Source organism: Streptomyces sp. NPDC041129 (genome assembly GCF_055592265.1).
Genome location: NZ_JBVIYV010000013.1, coordinates 86,448 through 101,731, shown reverse-complemented (window position 1 = coordinate 101,731; position 15,284 = coordinate 86,448). Strand labels below are relative to the sequence as shown.

General features: G+C 72.3%; 11 protein-coding genes and 1 riboswitch. Of the genes, 6 read left to right on the top strand and 5 right to left on the bottom strand.

Features of this window, described 5'->3' with window-relative positions:
* Positions 1 to 17: 17 nt before the first annotated feature.
* Positions 18 to 1,073: an ABC transporter substrate-binding protein gene (locus tag ACZ6B1_RS31815; protein WP_468784075.1), complete on the top strand. Its 1,056-nt coding sequence runs from the start codon at positions 18 to 20 to the stop codon at positions 1,071 to 1,073.
* 18 nt (positions 1,074 to 1,091) lie between these two features.
* On the opposite strand, the gene ACZ6B1_RS31810 is transcribed toward ACZ6B1_RS31815, so the two are convergent.
* From ACZ6B1_RS31810 to ACZ6B1_RS31795, 4 genes are all read right to left on the bottom strand, one after another.
* The gene (locus tag ACZ6B1_RS31810; RefSeq protein ID WP_468784073.1) at positions 1,092 to 1,772 is read right to left on the bottom strand and encodes a response regulator; all 681 of its coding nucleotides are present in this window, start codon (positions 1,770 to 1,772) and stop codon (positions 1,092 to 1,094) included.
* Positions 1,769 to 3,478: a sensor histidine kinase gene (locus tag ACZ6B1_RS31805; RefSeq protein WP_468784072.1), complete on the bottom strand. Its 1,710-nt coding sequence runs from the start codon at positions 3,476 to 3,478 to the stop codon at positions 1,769 to 1,771. The genes ACZ6B1_RS31810 and ACZ6B1_RS31805 overlap by 4 nt, the downstream gene beginning before the upstream one ends.
* 98 nt (positions 3,479 to 3,576) lie before the next feature.
* Entirely contained in the window at positions 3,577 to 4,518 is a 942-nt protein-coding gene (locus tag ACZ6B1_RS31800) for a sucrase ferredoxin (protein WP_468784070.1), read from the bottom strand.
* Between the two features lie 109 nt (positions 4,519 to 4,627).
* Entirely contained in the window at positions 4,628 to 5,887 is a 1,260-nt protein-coding gene (locus ACZ6B1_RS31795; protein ID WP_468784068.1) for a citrate/2-methylcitrate synthase, read from the bottom strand.
* Between the two features lie 113 nt (positions 5,888 to 6,000).
* Here ACZ6B1_RS31795 and ACZ6B1_RS31790 point away from each other — a divergent pair, with 113 nt between their 5' ends.
* Together ACZ6B1_RS31790 and ACZ6B1_RS31785 are read left to right on the top strand one after the other, a co-directional pair.
* Complete coding sequence (locus ACZ6B1_RS31790; protein ID WP_468784066.1) at positions 6,001 to 7,164, top strand: citrate synthase/methylcitrate synthase; 1,164 nt, start codon at positions 6,001 to 6,003, stop codon at positions 7,162 to 7,164.
* A gap of 297 nt (positions 7,165 to 7,461) precedes the next feature.
* Positions 7,462 to 8,544, top strand: a complete 1,083-nt coding sequence (locus ACZ6B1_RS31785) for a CobW family GTP-binding protein (protein ID WP_468784064.1) — start codon at positions 7,462 to 7,464, stop codon at positions 8,542 to 8,544.
* Positions 8,545 to 8,570: 26 nt separating this feature from the next.
* Here the strand turns inward: ACZ6B1_RS31785 and ACZ6B1_RS31780 are convergent, their stop codons facing one another.
* Positions 8,571 to 11,027, bottom strand: coding sequence for a DNA gyrase/topoisomerase IV subunit A (locus tag ACZ6B1_RS31780; protein ID WP_468784062.1), 2,457 nt, complete (start codon positions 11,025 to 11,027; stop codon positions 8,571 to 8,573).
* Between the two features lie 282 nt (positions 11,028 to 11,309).
* Here ACZ6B1_RS31780 and ACZ6B1_RS31775 point away from each other — a divergent pair, with 282 nt between their 5' ends.
* The 3 genes from ACZ6B1_RS31775 to ACZ6B1_RS31765 all read left to right on the top strand — a co-directional run bounded on the left by ACZ6B1_RS31775 (position 11,310) and on the right by ACZ6B1_RS31765 (position 15,266).
* On the top strand, positions 11,310 to 12,704 hold the full coding sequence (locus ACZ6B1_RS31775; RefSeq protein ID WP_468784060.1) for a M16 family metallopeptidase: 1,395 nt from the start codon (positions 11,310 to 11,312) through the stop codon (positions 12,702 to 12,704).
* On the top strand, positions 12,701 to 14,089 hold the full coding sequence (locus ACZ6B1_RS31770; protein ID WP_468784058.1) for a M16 family metallopeptidase: 1,389 nt from the start codon (positions 12,701 to 12,703) through the stop codon (positions 14,087 to 14,089). Before ACZ6B1_RS31775 ends, ACZ6B1_RS31770 begins: the two co-directional genes overlap by 4 nt.
* Positions 14,090 to 14,334: 245 nt before the next feature.
* Positions 14,335 to 14,498: riboswitch (cyclic di-AMP (ydaO/yuaA leader) on the top strand.
* Positions 14,499 to 14,510: 12 nt separating this feature from the next.
* Complete coding sequence (locus ACZ6B1_RS31765) at positions 14,511 to 15,266, top strand: M23 family metallopeptidase (protein ID WP_468784056.1); 756 nt, start codon at positions 14,511 to 14,513, stop codon at positions 15,264 to 15,266.
* The last annotated feature ends 18 nt before the right edge of the window (positions 15,267 to 15,284 follow it).

Genomic DNA, 15,284 nt, shown 5'->3' with positions numbered 1-15,284 from the left:
CAAGGACGTGAACCCTCATGCGCAAGACCGTCAGATACGCCTCGCTCGCCGTCTCCGGCCTGCTCGCCCTCTCCTCGCTCACCGCCTGCGCCAATGACGCGGCGAGCAGCACCTCGGCCGGCGGCAGCAAGGGCGACGGCAAGGGTACGAAGGTCAAGATCATGGTCGGTGGCCTGGACAAGGTCATCTATCTGCCGGCCATGCTCACCCAGCGCCTCGGCTACTTCGACTCCGAGGGCCTCGACGTGGAACTGCTCAGCGAACCCGCCGGTGTCCAGGCCGAGACCGCACTCGTCTCCGGCCAGGTCCAGGGCGCGGTCGGCTTCTACGACCACACCCTCGACCTGCAGACGAAGGGCAAGGCCGTGGAGTCCGTCGTGCAGTTCTCGCACGCCCCCGGCGAGGTGGAGGTCGTCGCCGGCGAGAAGGCGGGGGAGATCACCTCGCCGAAGGACTTCGAGGGCAGAAAGCTCGGCGTCACCGGCCTCGGTTCCTCGACCGACTTCCTGACCAAGTACCTCGCGGTCAAGAACGGTGTGAACGTCAGCGAGTTCACCCCGGTCGCCGTGGGCGCCGGCCCCACCTTCATCGCCGCGCTGCAGCAGGGCTCGATCGACGCCGGTATGACCACCGACCCGACCGTCGCCACCATCCTGGACAAGAAGGCCGGGAAGATCCTCCTCGACATGCGCACCCCCCAGGGCTCCCAGGAGGCACTGGGCGGGCCGTACCCGTCGTCCAGTCTGTACATGCGGACGGACTGGGTGAACGGGCACAAGGAGACGGTCCAGAAGCTGGCCAACGCGTTCGTCAGGACGCTCAAGTGGATGTCCACCCACAGCGCCTCGGAGATCGCCGCCAAGATGCCCGCCGACTACTCCCAGGGCGACAAGACGCTCTACGCGCAGGCGATCAAGAGCACGCTGCCGATGTTCACCAAGGACGGCGTGATGCCGGCGAACGGTCCCGAGACCGTCGAGAAGGTCCTCAAGGCGTTCAACCCCAACATCAAGAACGCCAAGGTGGATCTGAAGAAGACCTACACCACCGAGTTCGTCGAGGCCGCCAAGTAGCGCCCGCGACGCACCCGCTCAGGCGCGGGTCGCCCACACGTAACGGTGTTCCGGGCGGCCCGCGTCGCCGTATTTCAGCGTCAGCCGGGCCCGTCCGGTCCGTTCCAGGAGCTTGAGATAGCGCTGGGCGGTCTGCCGGCTCACACCGGTCAGCTCGGCGATCTCCTGAGCGGACAGGGCGCCTTCGGCCTGCATCAGGGCGCGGCGCACCAGTTCGGCGGTGGTGGGGGAGTGCCCCTTGGGCAGCTCGGGCTCCGACGGCGCGGACAGGGCGCCGAAGATGCGGTCGACCTCGGCCTGTTCGGCCTCACCGCCGCCGTCCAGCGTCCGGCGCAGCACGGCGTAGGCCTCGAGCTTGGCCCGCAGTCCCGCGAACGCGAACGGCTTCACCAGGTACTGCAGCGCGCCGTGCCGCATGGCCGCCTGGACCGTCGAGACGTCCCGCGCGGCCGTCACCATGATGACGTCGGTCTGGTGGCCGCGCCGGCGCATCTCCTGGACCACCGCCAGTCCGGTGTCGTCGGGCAGATAGTGGTCCATGAGGACCAGGTCGAGCCGGGGCAGCGCGTCCAGCAGGCGCAGCGCCTCGGCCGCGTTGTGCGCCTCGCCGGCCACATGGAAGCCGGGCACCTTCTCGACGTAGGCGGCGTTCACCCGGGCGACGCGGGTGTCGTCGTCCACGACCAGGACCTCGATCACCGTGCCTCCTCCCCGGCGGGGGACGGCACCCCGGCCGTGGCCGCCCCGGACGTGTCGGGCCCGGTGAGCGCGGACTCCTGTTCCGGCGTGCTCAGTGCGTCGGTGAGTGCCTCGGGCAGCACGACGGTGAACTCCGCGCCGCCGCCGTCCGCGGTGCCCACTGTCGCGCCACCGCCCTGCCGTTCGGCGAGCCGGCGCACCAGCGGAAGACCCAGGCCCCGCTTGCCGTGTGCGGGCGGCTTCTTGGTGGACCAGCCGTCGGTGAAGACGAGCTCCCGCTGGTCCGCCGGGATGCCGGGACCGGTGTCGCGGACCCTCAGTACGACCGTACGGCCCTCGGTGCGCAACTCGACCTCCACGCGCGCGTGGAGGGTGCCCGCGACCGCGTCCAGCGCGTTGTCCACCAGGTTGCCGACGACCGTCACCAGTCCTCGCGGGTCGACGAGCCGGTCCGGGAGCCGCGTGCGCTCCGACACCCACAGGGCGACCCCGCGCTCGGCGGCGACGGTCGCCTTGCCGACCAGCAGGGCGGCCAGCAGCGGGTCCTGGATCTTCTCCGTGACCTGCTCGGCGGTGACCCGGTGGTCCCCGACGACCTCGCCGACGAACTCCACGGCGTCGTCGTACATCTCGAGCTCCAGCAGACCGAGCAGGGTGTGCATGCGGTTGGCGTGCTCGTGGTCCTGCGCGCGCAGCGCGTCGATCAGACCACGGGTGGAGTCGAGTTCACGGCCCAGCTGCTCCAGCTCCGTGCGGTCGCGCAGGGTGGCCACGGCGCCCCCGTCGTCGGTGGGCATGCGGTTGGCGACCAGGACCCGCTGCCCGCGGACGGTCAGCAGGTCGGTGCCGGTCACCCGGCCGGCCAGGACGTCCGCGGTGCGGCCCTCGCCCAGTGCCTCGTCCAGCGACTTGCCGACGGCCTCGTCGCCGAGGCCCAGCAGCCGCCGGGCCTCGTCGTTCAGCAGGCGGATACGGCCGGCGCGGTCGAGCGCGACCACGCCCTCCCGGATGCCGTGCAGCATCGCCTCGCGCTCGGCGAGCAGCGCGGAGATGTCGGAGAAGGCCAGGTCCCTGGTCTGCCGCTGCACCCGGCGGGAGATCAGCCAGGCGGCCAGCGCGCCCACCGCGAGGGCCCCGCCCGCGTACGCGAACAGCCCCGGTATCGCGGCGAGCAGCCGGGCGCGCACACTGTCGTACGCGATGCCGACCGACACCGCCCCGATGATCCGGTGCCCGGCGTCGTACAGCGGCACCTTCCCGCGCGCGGAGCGTCCCAGGGTGCCCCTGTCGATCTCCATGACGTCCCTGCCGTCCAGCGCGTCACTGGGATCGGTGGAGACGTGTCGGCCGATCTGCCCGGGGGTGGGGTGCGACCAGCGCACCCAGTGGCGGTCCAGCACCACGATGTACTCGGCGTTGGTGGCGTGCCGGATCCGCTCGGCCTCCCGCTGCACCGGGCCGTTCCTGCTCGGCGGGGTGGTCAGCACACCCTCGGCGATCTCCGGGTCCTGCGCCGTGGTCTGGGCGATGGCCAGCGCCCGGCGCATCGCCTCCTCGTCGAGCTGTTTGCTCAGCGGTGCCAGGAACAGCCCCGTCGCCAGCACCGCGACTCCCGCGGCGATCGCCACCTGCATCAGCAGCACCTGCGAGAACACCCGCCGGGGCAGTCCGAGACGCAGGCGGCGTGCGGGGGGAGTGGGGCTCATACCCACGACGGTACGTGGGCGGCCCGGCCGGGCCCCAGCCGGTGTGGCACGGATCTCCCGACCGGCGCCGGACGGAGCCGGAGCCGGTGGCGGCGGGTTCAGCTCGCCAGCGCCGTCGTCCTCAGCTCTCGCACCGCCACCACGTCCATGCGCGCCGGCGCTCCGAGCACCGAGGCGCCGCAGCTCTCCGGGCGCGGCGGCAGGGACGCCCCCTGTGCCACCGAGACGCGCCAGCGGCGGCCGTCGGCATGGGCGACGGTGACCTCCCAGCGGGGCGCCCTGCCCTCGGTCCGTACGACGCTCAGCGCGCCGGCCCGGTGCACCCCCGCCACCGAGCGCACGGCAAGCTCGGCGGCCTGGCCGGGCCGTTCCCAGGCGGAGCAGCCGCGGCAGCCCTCCAGCACCACGCGCCCCTCCTGGACGCCGTGCAGGGCCGCCTCGACCGTGTGCGCCTCCACCCGGCCGTAGGCGTAGCCGTACGGCAGCACGAGCACCGTCGGCGAGAAGCGATGACCACCCAGATGGGTGACCTCCCAGACGCCCCGGACACCGGAGGCGGCCAGCTCGGCGGCGAGTGGACGGCCGAGGAGGGCGCAGCAGCGGTCGCGCTTGCCGTTGGTGCAGACGAGCGCGAGCGGATCGCCGGTGTGCGGCCCGCCGCCGAGCGCCGTGCCGAAGGAGCGGTGGTCGCCGGCGCCGAGAGCGGTGAAGTCGAGGTCGAGCAGACGGCGCGGGTCGCACGTGGTGGCGCTGTGCAGCCACACGTTCCCGGGCACGGTGTGGGCCGCGTACACCTGCCGCGGTTCGGGAGTGCCGGGGTCGGCGTGCCAGCCGGGCCGCCGGACGAGCGCGACGCGGACGCCCGTTCCCTCGGCGGCGGCCTCCAGGGCGCGGCCGACCACGGGGTCGAGGTGGCTCGAAGTGAGCGCCTTGGCGCCCCACGGCCCGGACTGTTCCAGCAGCAGCCACGTCGTCGCCGTGGCGGCCGTGGCGGAAACGGGCTCGTCGAGGTTCCGGGAGACGGTCGCGCACCTACTCACAGAGGTGAGCCTAACCTGACTCCTGCCGGGGCGACTTCCGGCCGGGCCCGTGTCCGCTGCGGCGGCGGCGCGGACGCCCTCACCCCGGCGGCGGCGCGGACGGCCGGCCTCACTCCGGCAGGGGCTGCGGGGGACGCGGGCCGACGTAGTGACCGCTCGGGCGCATCCGCAGCGGGCGTTCGCCGTACTCCTCCAGGGCGTGGGCGATCCAGCCCGCCGTACGGGCGACGGCGAAGATCGTCTCCCCGGCGGTCGCGGGCATGCCGCAGGAGGCGGTGAACACCGCGAGTGCCAGGTCGACGTTGGCGTGCAGCGGGGCGTGCCGGGCGGTCGTGGCGACGACGTCGCGGGCCGCAAGGAGCGCGGGCTCCGCGTGCGGAACCTGCTCCAGGAGGCCGAACAGCACGCGCGCGCGGGGGTCTTCGCCGGAGTAGAGCCGGTGGCCGAGCCCGGGAACGCGCCGTCCCGCCCGCAGCTCGTCCGCGATCACCGGGACCGCGGTGCCCTGGTCCAGCACATCGAGCAGCATCCGGTGGGCCAGGCCGCTGGCGGCACCGTGCAGCGGGCCCTCCAGGACGCCGAGTCCGGCCGAGACGGCCGCGTACGCGTGCGCGCGGGCCGAGGCGGCGACCCGGACGGCGAGCGTGGAGGCGGCCAGGTCGTGGTCGGCGAGCAGGGCCAGGGCGGTGTCCAGGACGCGCAGCGAGGCCTCGTCGGCGCGGTGGCCGGTCAGCCGGCCCCAGAGGCGGTGGGCCAGCGGGCCGTCGTCCTCGTGGTCGTGCCGGACGGGCGGCAGCGCGGCCACGAGCGTGGGAATGAGGGTGCGCCCGGTACCCAGCACCGTCTCCTCGGAGAGGTCGAAGCGCAGCGGGTCCTCGGCCGCCGCGGCGATGGCCGCCACCCGCAGCCGGTCGGCCGGGGAGGTGTGTTCCGGCAGGGCGTTCACGGCGCGGCGGGCGACCTCGACGGTGGTCCCCGGCACGGTGAAGGTCATGCCCGGGGTCAGCCGGCCCGTCCACAGCCACTCCGCGACCTCCTCGTAGGTGTGGCGCGTGGCCAGTTCGGTGGCGTCGACACCGCGGAAGTAGTAGCGGTCGTCCTCGATGAGGGTGATGCGGGTCCGGACGGACAGGTCACCCCCGGAGCCCGGACTCCCCGCGGCTTCCCGGCGGTTGCGCCGGGCGAGGGCCTCGACCTCCTTCGCGTCGAAGGTGCTGGCGCGGCCACCGGGTTCCCGCTTGCTGCTGAGCAGGTTGCGGCTCACGTAGGCGTACACCGTCTCGGGTTTCACCCCGAGCAGCTCGGCGGTCTCCCTGGTGCTCAGCCTTCGCCCGGGCCGCCGGTCCGGAGCGGGTTCGTGATCGTGCATGGGGGCCACCGTAGCCGTCTCTCCATATCTTGATCTCTGACATTGATCGAATCAATATTGACAGGTATCGAGTCAAGCATGGACAGTCGGATCAAGTCCAGGGAGGAGACACCATGTCCGTCAACAGGACCGCATCCCGTGTCGAGGTACCGCGTGGCCTCGCGGGGGTCGTCGTCACCGACACCCGTGTCGGAGACGTCCGGGGAAGCGAGGGCTTCTACCACTACCGGCAGTACTCGGCCGTCGAACTCGCGCGGACCCGCGCCTTCGAGGACGTCTGGCACCTCCTGGTGCACGGCAGCCTGCCGGAGCCCGAGCGCGCCGCCTCCTTCGCGGCCGAGACCGCGAGGCTGCGCCGGCTGCCCGAGGAGGTCCGTGCGGCACTTCCCGCCGTCGCCGCGGCCGGCCGCGGCTCCGGGCCGCTGGCCGGCCTGCGTACCGCGCTGTCGCTGCTCGGGGCCGCGCGGGGGTTCCGTCCGGTCTACGACACGGAACCGGAAGAGCGGCGTGCCGACACCGTGGCAGCCTGTGCGGCCGTGCCCACGCTGCTCACCGCGCTGTACCGGCTCGGGCTGGGCCTCGAGCCCGTCGAGCCCCGTGAGGACCTGCCGTACGGCGCGAACTACCTCTACATGCTCACGGGCGAGGAACCGGACGCGCGACGGGCCCGTGCGGTCGAGCAATACCTGATCTCAACCATTGACCACGGATTCAACGCGTCAACGTTCACCGCGCGCGTCATCGCGTCCACGGGCGCCGACGTGGCCGCCTGTCTGGTCGGAGCCGTGGGTGCCCTGTCCGGGCCGCTGCACGGCGGGGCGCCCAGCCGCGCGCTCGACACCCTGGACGCGATCGGAACGCCGGACCGGGCCGACGCGTGGATCAGGGAGCGGGTGCTCGCCGGCGACCGCGTCATGGGCTTCGGCCACGCCATCTACCGCACGGAGGACCCCCGTTCACGGATGCTCCGGGAGATCGCCCTCGGCTTCGGCGGCCCGCGGGTCGATCTGGCCGTCGAGGTCGAACAACACGTCGAGGCGATCCTCACCGAGCTGAAGCCGGGCCGCGAACTGCACACCAACGTCGAGTACTACGCGGGCGTGGTCATGGAACTGTGCGGCCTGCCCCGGGAGATGTTCACCCCCACCTTCGCGGCGGCCCGGGTGGTGGGCTGGAGCGCCAACATCCTGGAACAGGCGGCGGACCCGAAGATCATCCGGCCGGTGGCGCGCTACGTGGGGCCGGAGCCGCCGGTCGCGGTGCCACCGGCGGCCTGAGACGACGGCCTGGAGCCGAGCCGCCGCCCAGGTGCCGCCCCGGCAACGACCTGGAGGCGACCCGTCGCCCCGGAGCCGCACCGCCGCCCCGGTGCTGCCCCGCAGCCGACCTGGCAACGCCCCGGTGCCGACCCGGCTCCGGGGCGAGCGGTCGTCGCAGGCACTGCCGGCAAGCGCGCAGTCCGTCGCATTCCCTCCCACTCGTATCCTGGTCGCGCAGTCGATACCCGCAATTCCCGTCCGCGCGCCGGGCCGGTCACGAGCCGGTGCGCGCGTCCGCGTGAGAGAGGTCGCCCGTTGGGGAACAGCCTGGCGAACAGCCGCAGCCCGCAGCAGATCCCGGTGGTCGTGCTCGCCGGATTCCTGGGTTCCGGGAAGACCACGCTCCTCAACCACCTGCTGCACCACAGCGGCGGCAGCCGCATCGGGGCGATCGTCAACGACTTCGGTGCCATCGAGATCGACGCCATGGCGGTGGCCGGCGCCCTCGGCGACTCGACCGTCTCGCTCGGCAACGGCTGTCTGTGCTGTGCCGTCGACGCGAGTGAACTCGACGTCTACCTGGACCGGCTCGCCGCCCCCGCCGCGGGCATCGACGTCATCGTGATCGAGGCCAGCGGACTGGCCGAGCCCCAGGAACTGGTGCGCATGGTGCTGGCCAGCGAGCATCCGGGGATCGCGTACGGCGGCCTCGTCGAGGTCGTCGACGCCGCCGAGTTCGACGACACCCGCACCAGGCACCCCGAGATCGACCGGCATCTCGCCCTGGCCGACCTCGTCGTCGTCAACAAGCTGGACCGGACGCCGGACGCCGACCGGGTGCTCGAGCTCGTCCGCTCGCTCACCGACCGCGCCGTCGTCCTCCCCGCCACCTACGGCCGCGTCGACCCGGAGTTCCTCTTCGACTGCAGGCCGAGCGAGGAGCGCATCGGCCAGCTCTCCTTCGACGACCTGCACGAGCACCCCGAGGACGGCCACGACCACGCCGGCCACCTGCACACCGGCTACGACAGCCTCTCCTTCACCTCGGCGCCGCCCATGGACCCCCGCCGGCTGATGAGCTTCCTGGACAGCCGGCCCGAGGGGCTGTACCGGATCAAGGGATACGTCGACTTCGGGCCGTACGACACCCTCAACCGGTACGCCGTGCACGCCGTCGGCCGGTTCCTGCGCTTCAGGCCCGAGCCCTGGCCGCCCGCCGGCCCCCGTCACACCCAGCTCGTGCTGATCGGTTCCGGCATCGACGCCGACGCCCTCCACAAGGAACTCCAGGCGTGCGGGAACGACGCCTCGCGTGTCGACGAGCACGGCATGTGGGGCGTCCTGCGCTTCGTGCCCGGCTCCGAGGAGGAGCCGGGCACGGAGACCTACGAGGCCTAGCAGCCGAAGGGCGTGAAACCAGGCGCCTACGACACCGGTCCCGCGACCACCGCCACCGTCTTCGGCAGCGACGTGCCCGAGCCGTCTCGGCGCGGGTCCGGCTCAGGCAGCTCCACCGGGGTGCCGTTCTTCTGAGCCGCCCGCGCCGGGACGGGGCCCGCCCAGGCCAGCGACAGGCAGTCCTCGCCCTTCAGGAACCGCTGGCAGCGCACGCCGCCGGTGGCCCGGCCCTTGCGCGGGTACTGGTCGAACGGGGTCAGCTTGGCCGTCGTCTGCACCGAGTCGTCCAGCGTGCCGCGCGAGCCCGCCACCGTGAAGACCGCCGCGTCGGCGGCCGGGTCGACCGCGGTGAAGGAGATGACCTTGGCGCCCTCGGTCACCTTGATGCCGGCGATGCCGCCGGCCGGGCGGCCCTGCGGGCGGACGATGGACGCCTGGAAGCGCAGCAGCTGCGCGTCGTCCGTGATGAACACCAGGTCCTCCTCGCCGGTGCGCAGCTCCACCGCACCGACGATCCGGTCGCCCTCCTTGAGCGTGATGACCTCCAACTCGCCCTTGTTGGACGGGTAGTCGGGCACCACACGCTTGACGACACCCTGCACCGTGCCGAGCGCCAGGCCGGGCGACGACTCGTCCAGCGTGGTCAGGCAGACCACCGTCTCGTCGTCCTCCAGGGACACGAACTCCGCCAGCGGCGCTCCTCCGGACAGGTTCGCCGTCGCCGCTTCGGGCAGCTGCGGAAGGTCGACGACGTTGATCCGCAGCAGCCGGCCCGCCGAGGTGACCGCGCCGATCTCGCCGCGCGCGGTCGCCGGGACCACCGAGAGGATCACATCATGCTTCACGCGCTTGGCGCCGGCCGCTTCGGCGAACGGCTCGGCGGTCGCCGTACGGGCCAGCAGTCCCGTCGAGGACAGCAGCACCCGGCAGGGGTCGTCGGCGACCTGGAGCGGAACGGTGGCCACCGGCGCGCCCCCGGACTCCAGCAGGACCGTGCGCCGGTCGCTGCCGAACTTCTTCGCCACGGCGGCCAGTTCGGCCGAGACCAGCTTGCGCAGCTCCGCGTCCGACTCCAGGATCCGGGTCAGCTCCTCGATCTCCGCGGTGAGCCTGTCCTTCTCCGCCTCCAGCTCGATGCGGTCGTACTTGGTGAGCCGGCGCAGCGGCGTGTCGAGGATGTACTGCGTCTGGACGTCGCTCAGCGAGAACCGCTCCATCAGGCGCTGCTTCGCCTGCGCGGAGTTCTCGCTGGACCGGATCAGCCGGATGACCTCGTCGATGTCGACCAGGGCGGTGAGCAGGCCCTCGACCAGGTGGAGCCGGTCGCGCCTCTTGCCGCGGCGGAACTCGCTGCGGCGCCGGACCACGTCGAAGCGGTGGTCGAGGTAGACCTCCAGCAGCTCCTTCAGGCCCAGCGTGAGCGGCTGGCCGTCGACCAGGGCGACGTTGTTGATGCCGAAGGACTCCTCCATCGGCGTCAGCTTGTAGAGCTGCTCCAGGATCGCCTCCGGCACGAAGCCGTTCTTGATCTCGATGACCAGGCGCAGCCCGTGCTCACGGTCGGTGAGGTCCTTGACGTCGGCGATGCCCTGGACCTTCTTGGAGTTGACCAGGTCCTTGATCTTGGCGATGACCTTCTCCGGGCCGACCGCGAAGGGCAGCTCGGTGACGACCAGGCCCTTGCGGCGGGCGGTCACGGTCTCGACGGTGACGGTCGCCCGGATCTTGAACGTGCCGCGTCCCGACGCGTAGGCGTCCCGGATGCCGTCCAGGCCGACGATCCGGCCGCCGGTGGGCAGGTCGGGGCCGGGGACGTGCTTCATCAGCGCGTCCAGGTCCGCGTTCGGGTGCCTGATCAGATGGCGGGCCGCCGCCACGACCTCGCGCAGGTTGTGCGGCGGCATGTTCGTCGCCATACCGACGGCGATGCCCGAGGAGCCGTTGACCAGCAGGTTCGGGAAGGCGGCGGGCAGTGCCACCGGCTCCTGCTCCTGGCCGTCGTAGTTGGGCGCGAAGTCGACCGTGTCCTCGTCGATCGACTCGGTCATCAGGCTCGTCGCCTCGGTCATGCGGCACTCGGTGTACCGCATGGCGGCCGGCGGGTCGTCGTTGCCCAGCGAGCCGAAGTTGCCGTGGCCGTCGACGAGCGGGACGCGCATCGAGAACGGCTGCGCCATGCGCACCAGGGCGTCGTAGATCGACGAGTCGCCGTGCGGGTGCAGCTTGCCCATGACCTCGCCGACGACGCGGGCGCACTTCACGTAGCTCCGGTCGGGGCGCAGGCCCATCTCGTTCATCTGGTAGACGATCCGGCGGTGCACGGGCTTGAGTCCGTCACGGGCGTCCGGCAGGGCGCGCGAATAGATGACCGAGTACGCGTACTCGAGGTAGGAGCCACGCATCTCGTCAACGACGTCGATGTCGAGGATCCTCTCCTCGTACGAATCGTCGGGCGGCGGGGTCTTCGTGCTGCGGCGGGCCATCGCTGCCGGCTCCTCCAGATTTCTGTTCGCTCGGGGTTGACGGGTCTGACGCGGACCATTGTGGACCGCGGCACTGACAACCCGGGCCGCGACCCGGTCCCCCGCGGTCCGGCCCGATGCCGGGAAGCCCTCCCACGGCACGCGGGACGCAGGCTACGCGATCCGCTGTGGACGTACGTCCGGCGGGAACTTCGCCGAGGCTCCGCACGCTTGCATACAGTGGCAGGACCGGCAGGAAAACCGCGGTTTCCATCAACCGCCTCCGCTCGCGAAGGGACGTACATGCCCATGGGTCACACGACCACAGCCGAGGCAGGCTCCGGGGGCCTGACAGCGACCGAGCACCGTCTGGCCAACGGTCTGCGCGTGGTGCTCTCCGAGGACCACCTGACCCCCGTGGCGGCGGTCTGCCTGTGGTACGACGTCGGCTCCCGCCACGAAGTCAAGGGACGTACCGGCCTGGCTCACCTTTTCGAGCACCTGATGTTCCAGGGCTCCGGGCAGGTCACGGGCAACGGCCACTTCGAGCTGGTGCAGGGCGCCGGCGGCTCGCTGAACGGCACCACGAGCTTCGAGCGCACCAACTACTTCGAGACCATGCCCGCCCACCAGCTGGAGCTCGCCCTCTGGCTGGAGGCCGACCGCATGGGCTCCCTGCTGGCCGCCCTGGACGAGGAGTCCATGGAGAACCAGCGGGACGTCGTCAAGAACGAGCGCCGCCAGCGCTACGACAACGTCCCCTACGGCACCGCCTTCGAGAAGCTGACCGCCCTGGTCTACCCGGAGGGCCACCCCTACCACCACACGCCGATCGGCTCGATGGCCGACCTGGACGCGGCCACCCTGGAGGACGCGCGCCGGTTCTTCCGGACGTACTACGCGCCCAACAACGCGGTGCTGTCCGTGGTCGGCGACATCGACCCGAAGCAGACCCTCGCCTGGATCGAGAAGTACTTCGGCTCGATCCCCGGCCACGACGGCAAGCCCGCGCCCCGCGACGGCTCGCTGCCCGAGGTCATCGGCGGCCAGCTGCGCGAGGTCGTCGAGGAGGAGGTCCCGGCGCGCGCCCTGATGGCCGCCTACCGGCTTCCGCACGACGGCACGCGCGACGCGGACGCGGCGGACCTGGCCCTGACCGTCCTCGGCGGCGGCGAGTCCTCCCGCCTGTACAACCGGCTGGTGCGCCGGGACCGTACGGCCGTCGCGGCCGGCTTCGGCCTGCTGCGGCTGGCCGGCGCGCCCTCGCTCGGCTGGCTGGACGTGAAGACCTCCGGTGACGTCGAGGTGCCGGTGATCGAGGCCGCGATCGACGAGGAGCTGGCCCGGTTCGCCGAGGAGGGCCCCACGCCCGAGGAGATGGAGCGCGCGCAGGCCCAGTTGGAGCGCGAGTGGCTGGACCGGCTCGGCACGGTCGCCGGCCGCGCCGACGAACTGTGCCGGTTCGCCGTCCTGTTCGGCGATCCGCAGCTCGCCCTGACGGCCGTCGAGCGCGTTCTCGAGGTGACCCCCGAGCAGGTCCAGGAGGTCGCCAAGGCCCGCCTGCGCCCGGACAACCGCGCGGTCCTCGTGTACGAGCCCAAGTCCCCGGAGGCCGTCGAGGACGCCGACGTCCCCGAGGACCCGGAGGCCGAAGCGACCGTGGAGGGCCGATACGACAACGAGGAGACGGCCAAGTGAGCGAGCTCGCCCCGATGGACTTCCACCCCCAGCCGCAGCCGGGCGAGGCCAGGCCCTGGGCATTCCCGGCCCCCGAGCGCGGCACGCTGGACAACGGCCTGACCGTGCTGCGCTGCCACCGCCCCGGCCAGCAGGTCGTCGCCGTCGAGGTGCTGCTCGACGCGCCCCTGGACGCCGAGCCGTCCGGCCTCGACGGCGTCGCCACGATCATGGCGCGGGCCTTCTCCGAGGGCACCGACAAGCACTCGGCCGAGGACTACGCCGCCGAGCTGGAGCGGGCCGGCGCCACGCTCGACGCGCACGCCGACCACCCCGGCGTCCGGCTCAGCCTCGAGGTGCCGGCCTCCCGCCTGGCCAAGGGCCTCGGCCTGCTCGCCGACGCACTGCGCGCCCCCGCCTTCGCGGAGAGCGAGGTCGAGCGGCTGGTGCGCAACCGGCTGGACGAGATCCCGCACGAGCTGGCGAACCCCTCCCGCCGCGCCGCCAAGGAGCTCTCCAGGGAGCTGTTCCCGGCCGCCGCGCGCATGTCGCGCCCGCGGCAGGGCACCGAGGAGACGGTCGAGAAGATCGACGCGGGCGCGGTCCGCGCCTTCTACGACCGTCATGTCCGACCCGCGACGGCGACCGCGGTCGTGGTCGGCGACCTCACCGGCATCGATCTGGACGCGCTGCTCGCCGACACCCTGGGCGCCTGGTCCGGCACCCCCGCCGAGCCGCGCCCGGTGCCGCCGGTGACCGCCGACGACACCGGCCGTGTCGTCATCGTCGACCGGCCCGGCGCCGTCCAGACGCAGCTCCTCATCGGCCGGATCGGCCCCGACCGGCACGACCGGGTGTGGCCCGCCCAGGTGCTCGGCACCTACTGCCTCGGCGGCACCCTCACCTCCCGCCTGGACCGCGTGCTGCGCGAGGAGAAGGGCTACACCTACGGCGTGCGCGCCTTCGGTCAGGTCCTGCGGTCCGCCCCGGACGGCACCGGCGCCGCGATGCTCGCCATCAGCGGTTCCGTGGACACCCCCAACACCGGACCGGCGCTCGACGACCTGTGGAAGGTGCTGCGCACCCTCGCGGCGGAGGGCCTCACCGACGCCGAGCGGGACGTCGCCGTGCAGAACCTGGTCGGGGTGGCGCCGCTGAAGTACGAGACCGCGGCGGCCGTCGCGAGCACCCTGGCCGACCAGGTCGAGCAGCACCTGCCCGACGACTTCCAGGCGACGCTGTATCAGCAGCTCGCGGCCACCGGCACCGTGGAGGCCACCGCGGCGGTCGTCAGCGCCTTCCCCGTGGACGGCCTGGTGACGGTCCTCGTCGGTGACGCGGCGCAGATCAAGGAGCCCGTGAAGGCGCTCGGCATCGGCGAAGTCACCGTCGTCACCGCCGAGTAGCGGCCGTACGGCGTCACGCGCGCGTGGGGACCTCGCGGCCGACGGGCCGTCAGGTCCCCATTGCGTGCGCGGTCCTTCCCGAAACGGGGGAGCCGCCCTTGTTCGAATGTCCGAATTGAGGCGGAGGTTGCCTGTCTGCCCTGTGGGATGCGCTACAAAAGACCGGATCCGTTTGGGTGCCGAAGACCGGGCCGCTTAGCGTCGTCCGGGCTGTCCGTCAGGCAGTGCGCCGCGCCCGCGGCACCGGACAGTCATCGCCGAGTCCCCGTACGGCGCGAGCCAGGGGAGCCGGGGACCCATCGCAGTCCCTGGGGTGAATCGGACGCCCGCGCGCGAGCGAGGGGGTCCGTAGGAGACCTTCCTGCTCCGAACCCGTCAGCTAACCCGGTAGGCGAGAGGGAAGGAAAGGACCAGCCACTTCATGGCGTTCATGTGCGCCTCCGGGAAGCACCGCAAGCCCGGCCGCGTCAAGCGCACCACCGCTCAGGCGGCGGGTGTAGCGGCCCTCACCACCACGGGTGTCATCGGCACCCTCGCGGCCTCCCCGGCGCTCGCCGCGGAAAGGCCAGTCGAGCAGACCGGTCTCACGCCGGTGATCAGCGTGAGCGACGAGGTCGCCGAGCAGATCGACGAGCAGGCCGCCGCCCAGACCCAGGCCGCCGAGCGCCAGGCGGCCGAGGAGGCCGCCGCAAAGGCGGCCGCCGCCGAGGCGAAGAGGGAACGCGAGGCCGCGGCGCGCGCCGCCCGTGAGGCCGAGCGCAAGCGCCTGAACGCCTTCGTCGCCCCGATCGTGCACTCGTACGTCTCCACGGCCTACCAGGCCAGCAGCTCCCTGTGGTCCTCCGGCTCGCACACGGGCATCGACTTCCACGCCGCCAGCGGCACCTCCGTGCACGCGGTCGGCGCCGGCACCGTCGTCTCCACCGGCTGGGGCGGGGCGTACGGCAACCAGATCGTGATCCGGATGGCCGACGGCATGTACACCCAGTACGGCCACCTGTCGTCCATCGGCGTCACGGTGGGCCAGAAGGTGATTCCGGGCCAGCAGATCGGCCTCTCCGGCGCGACCGGCAACGTCACCGGCCCGCACCTCCACTTCGAGGCCCGCACGAGCCCCGAGTACGGCTCGGACGTCGACCCCATCGCCTACCTCCGCAAGCACGGCGTGAACGTCTGACCCCTCCCGCGCGGACAA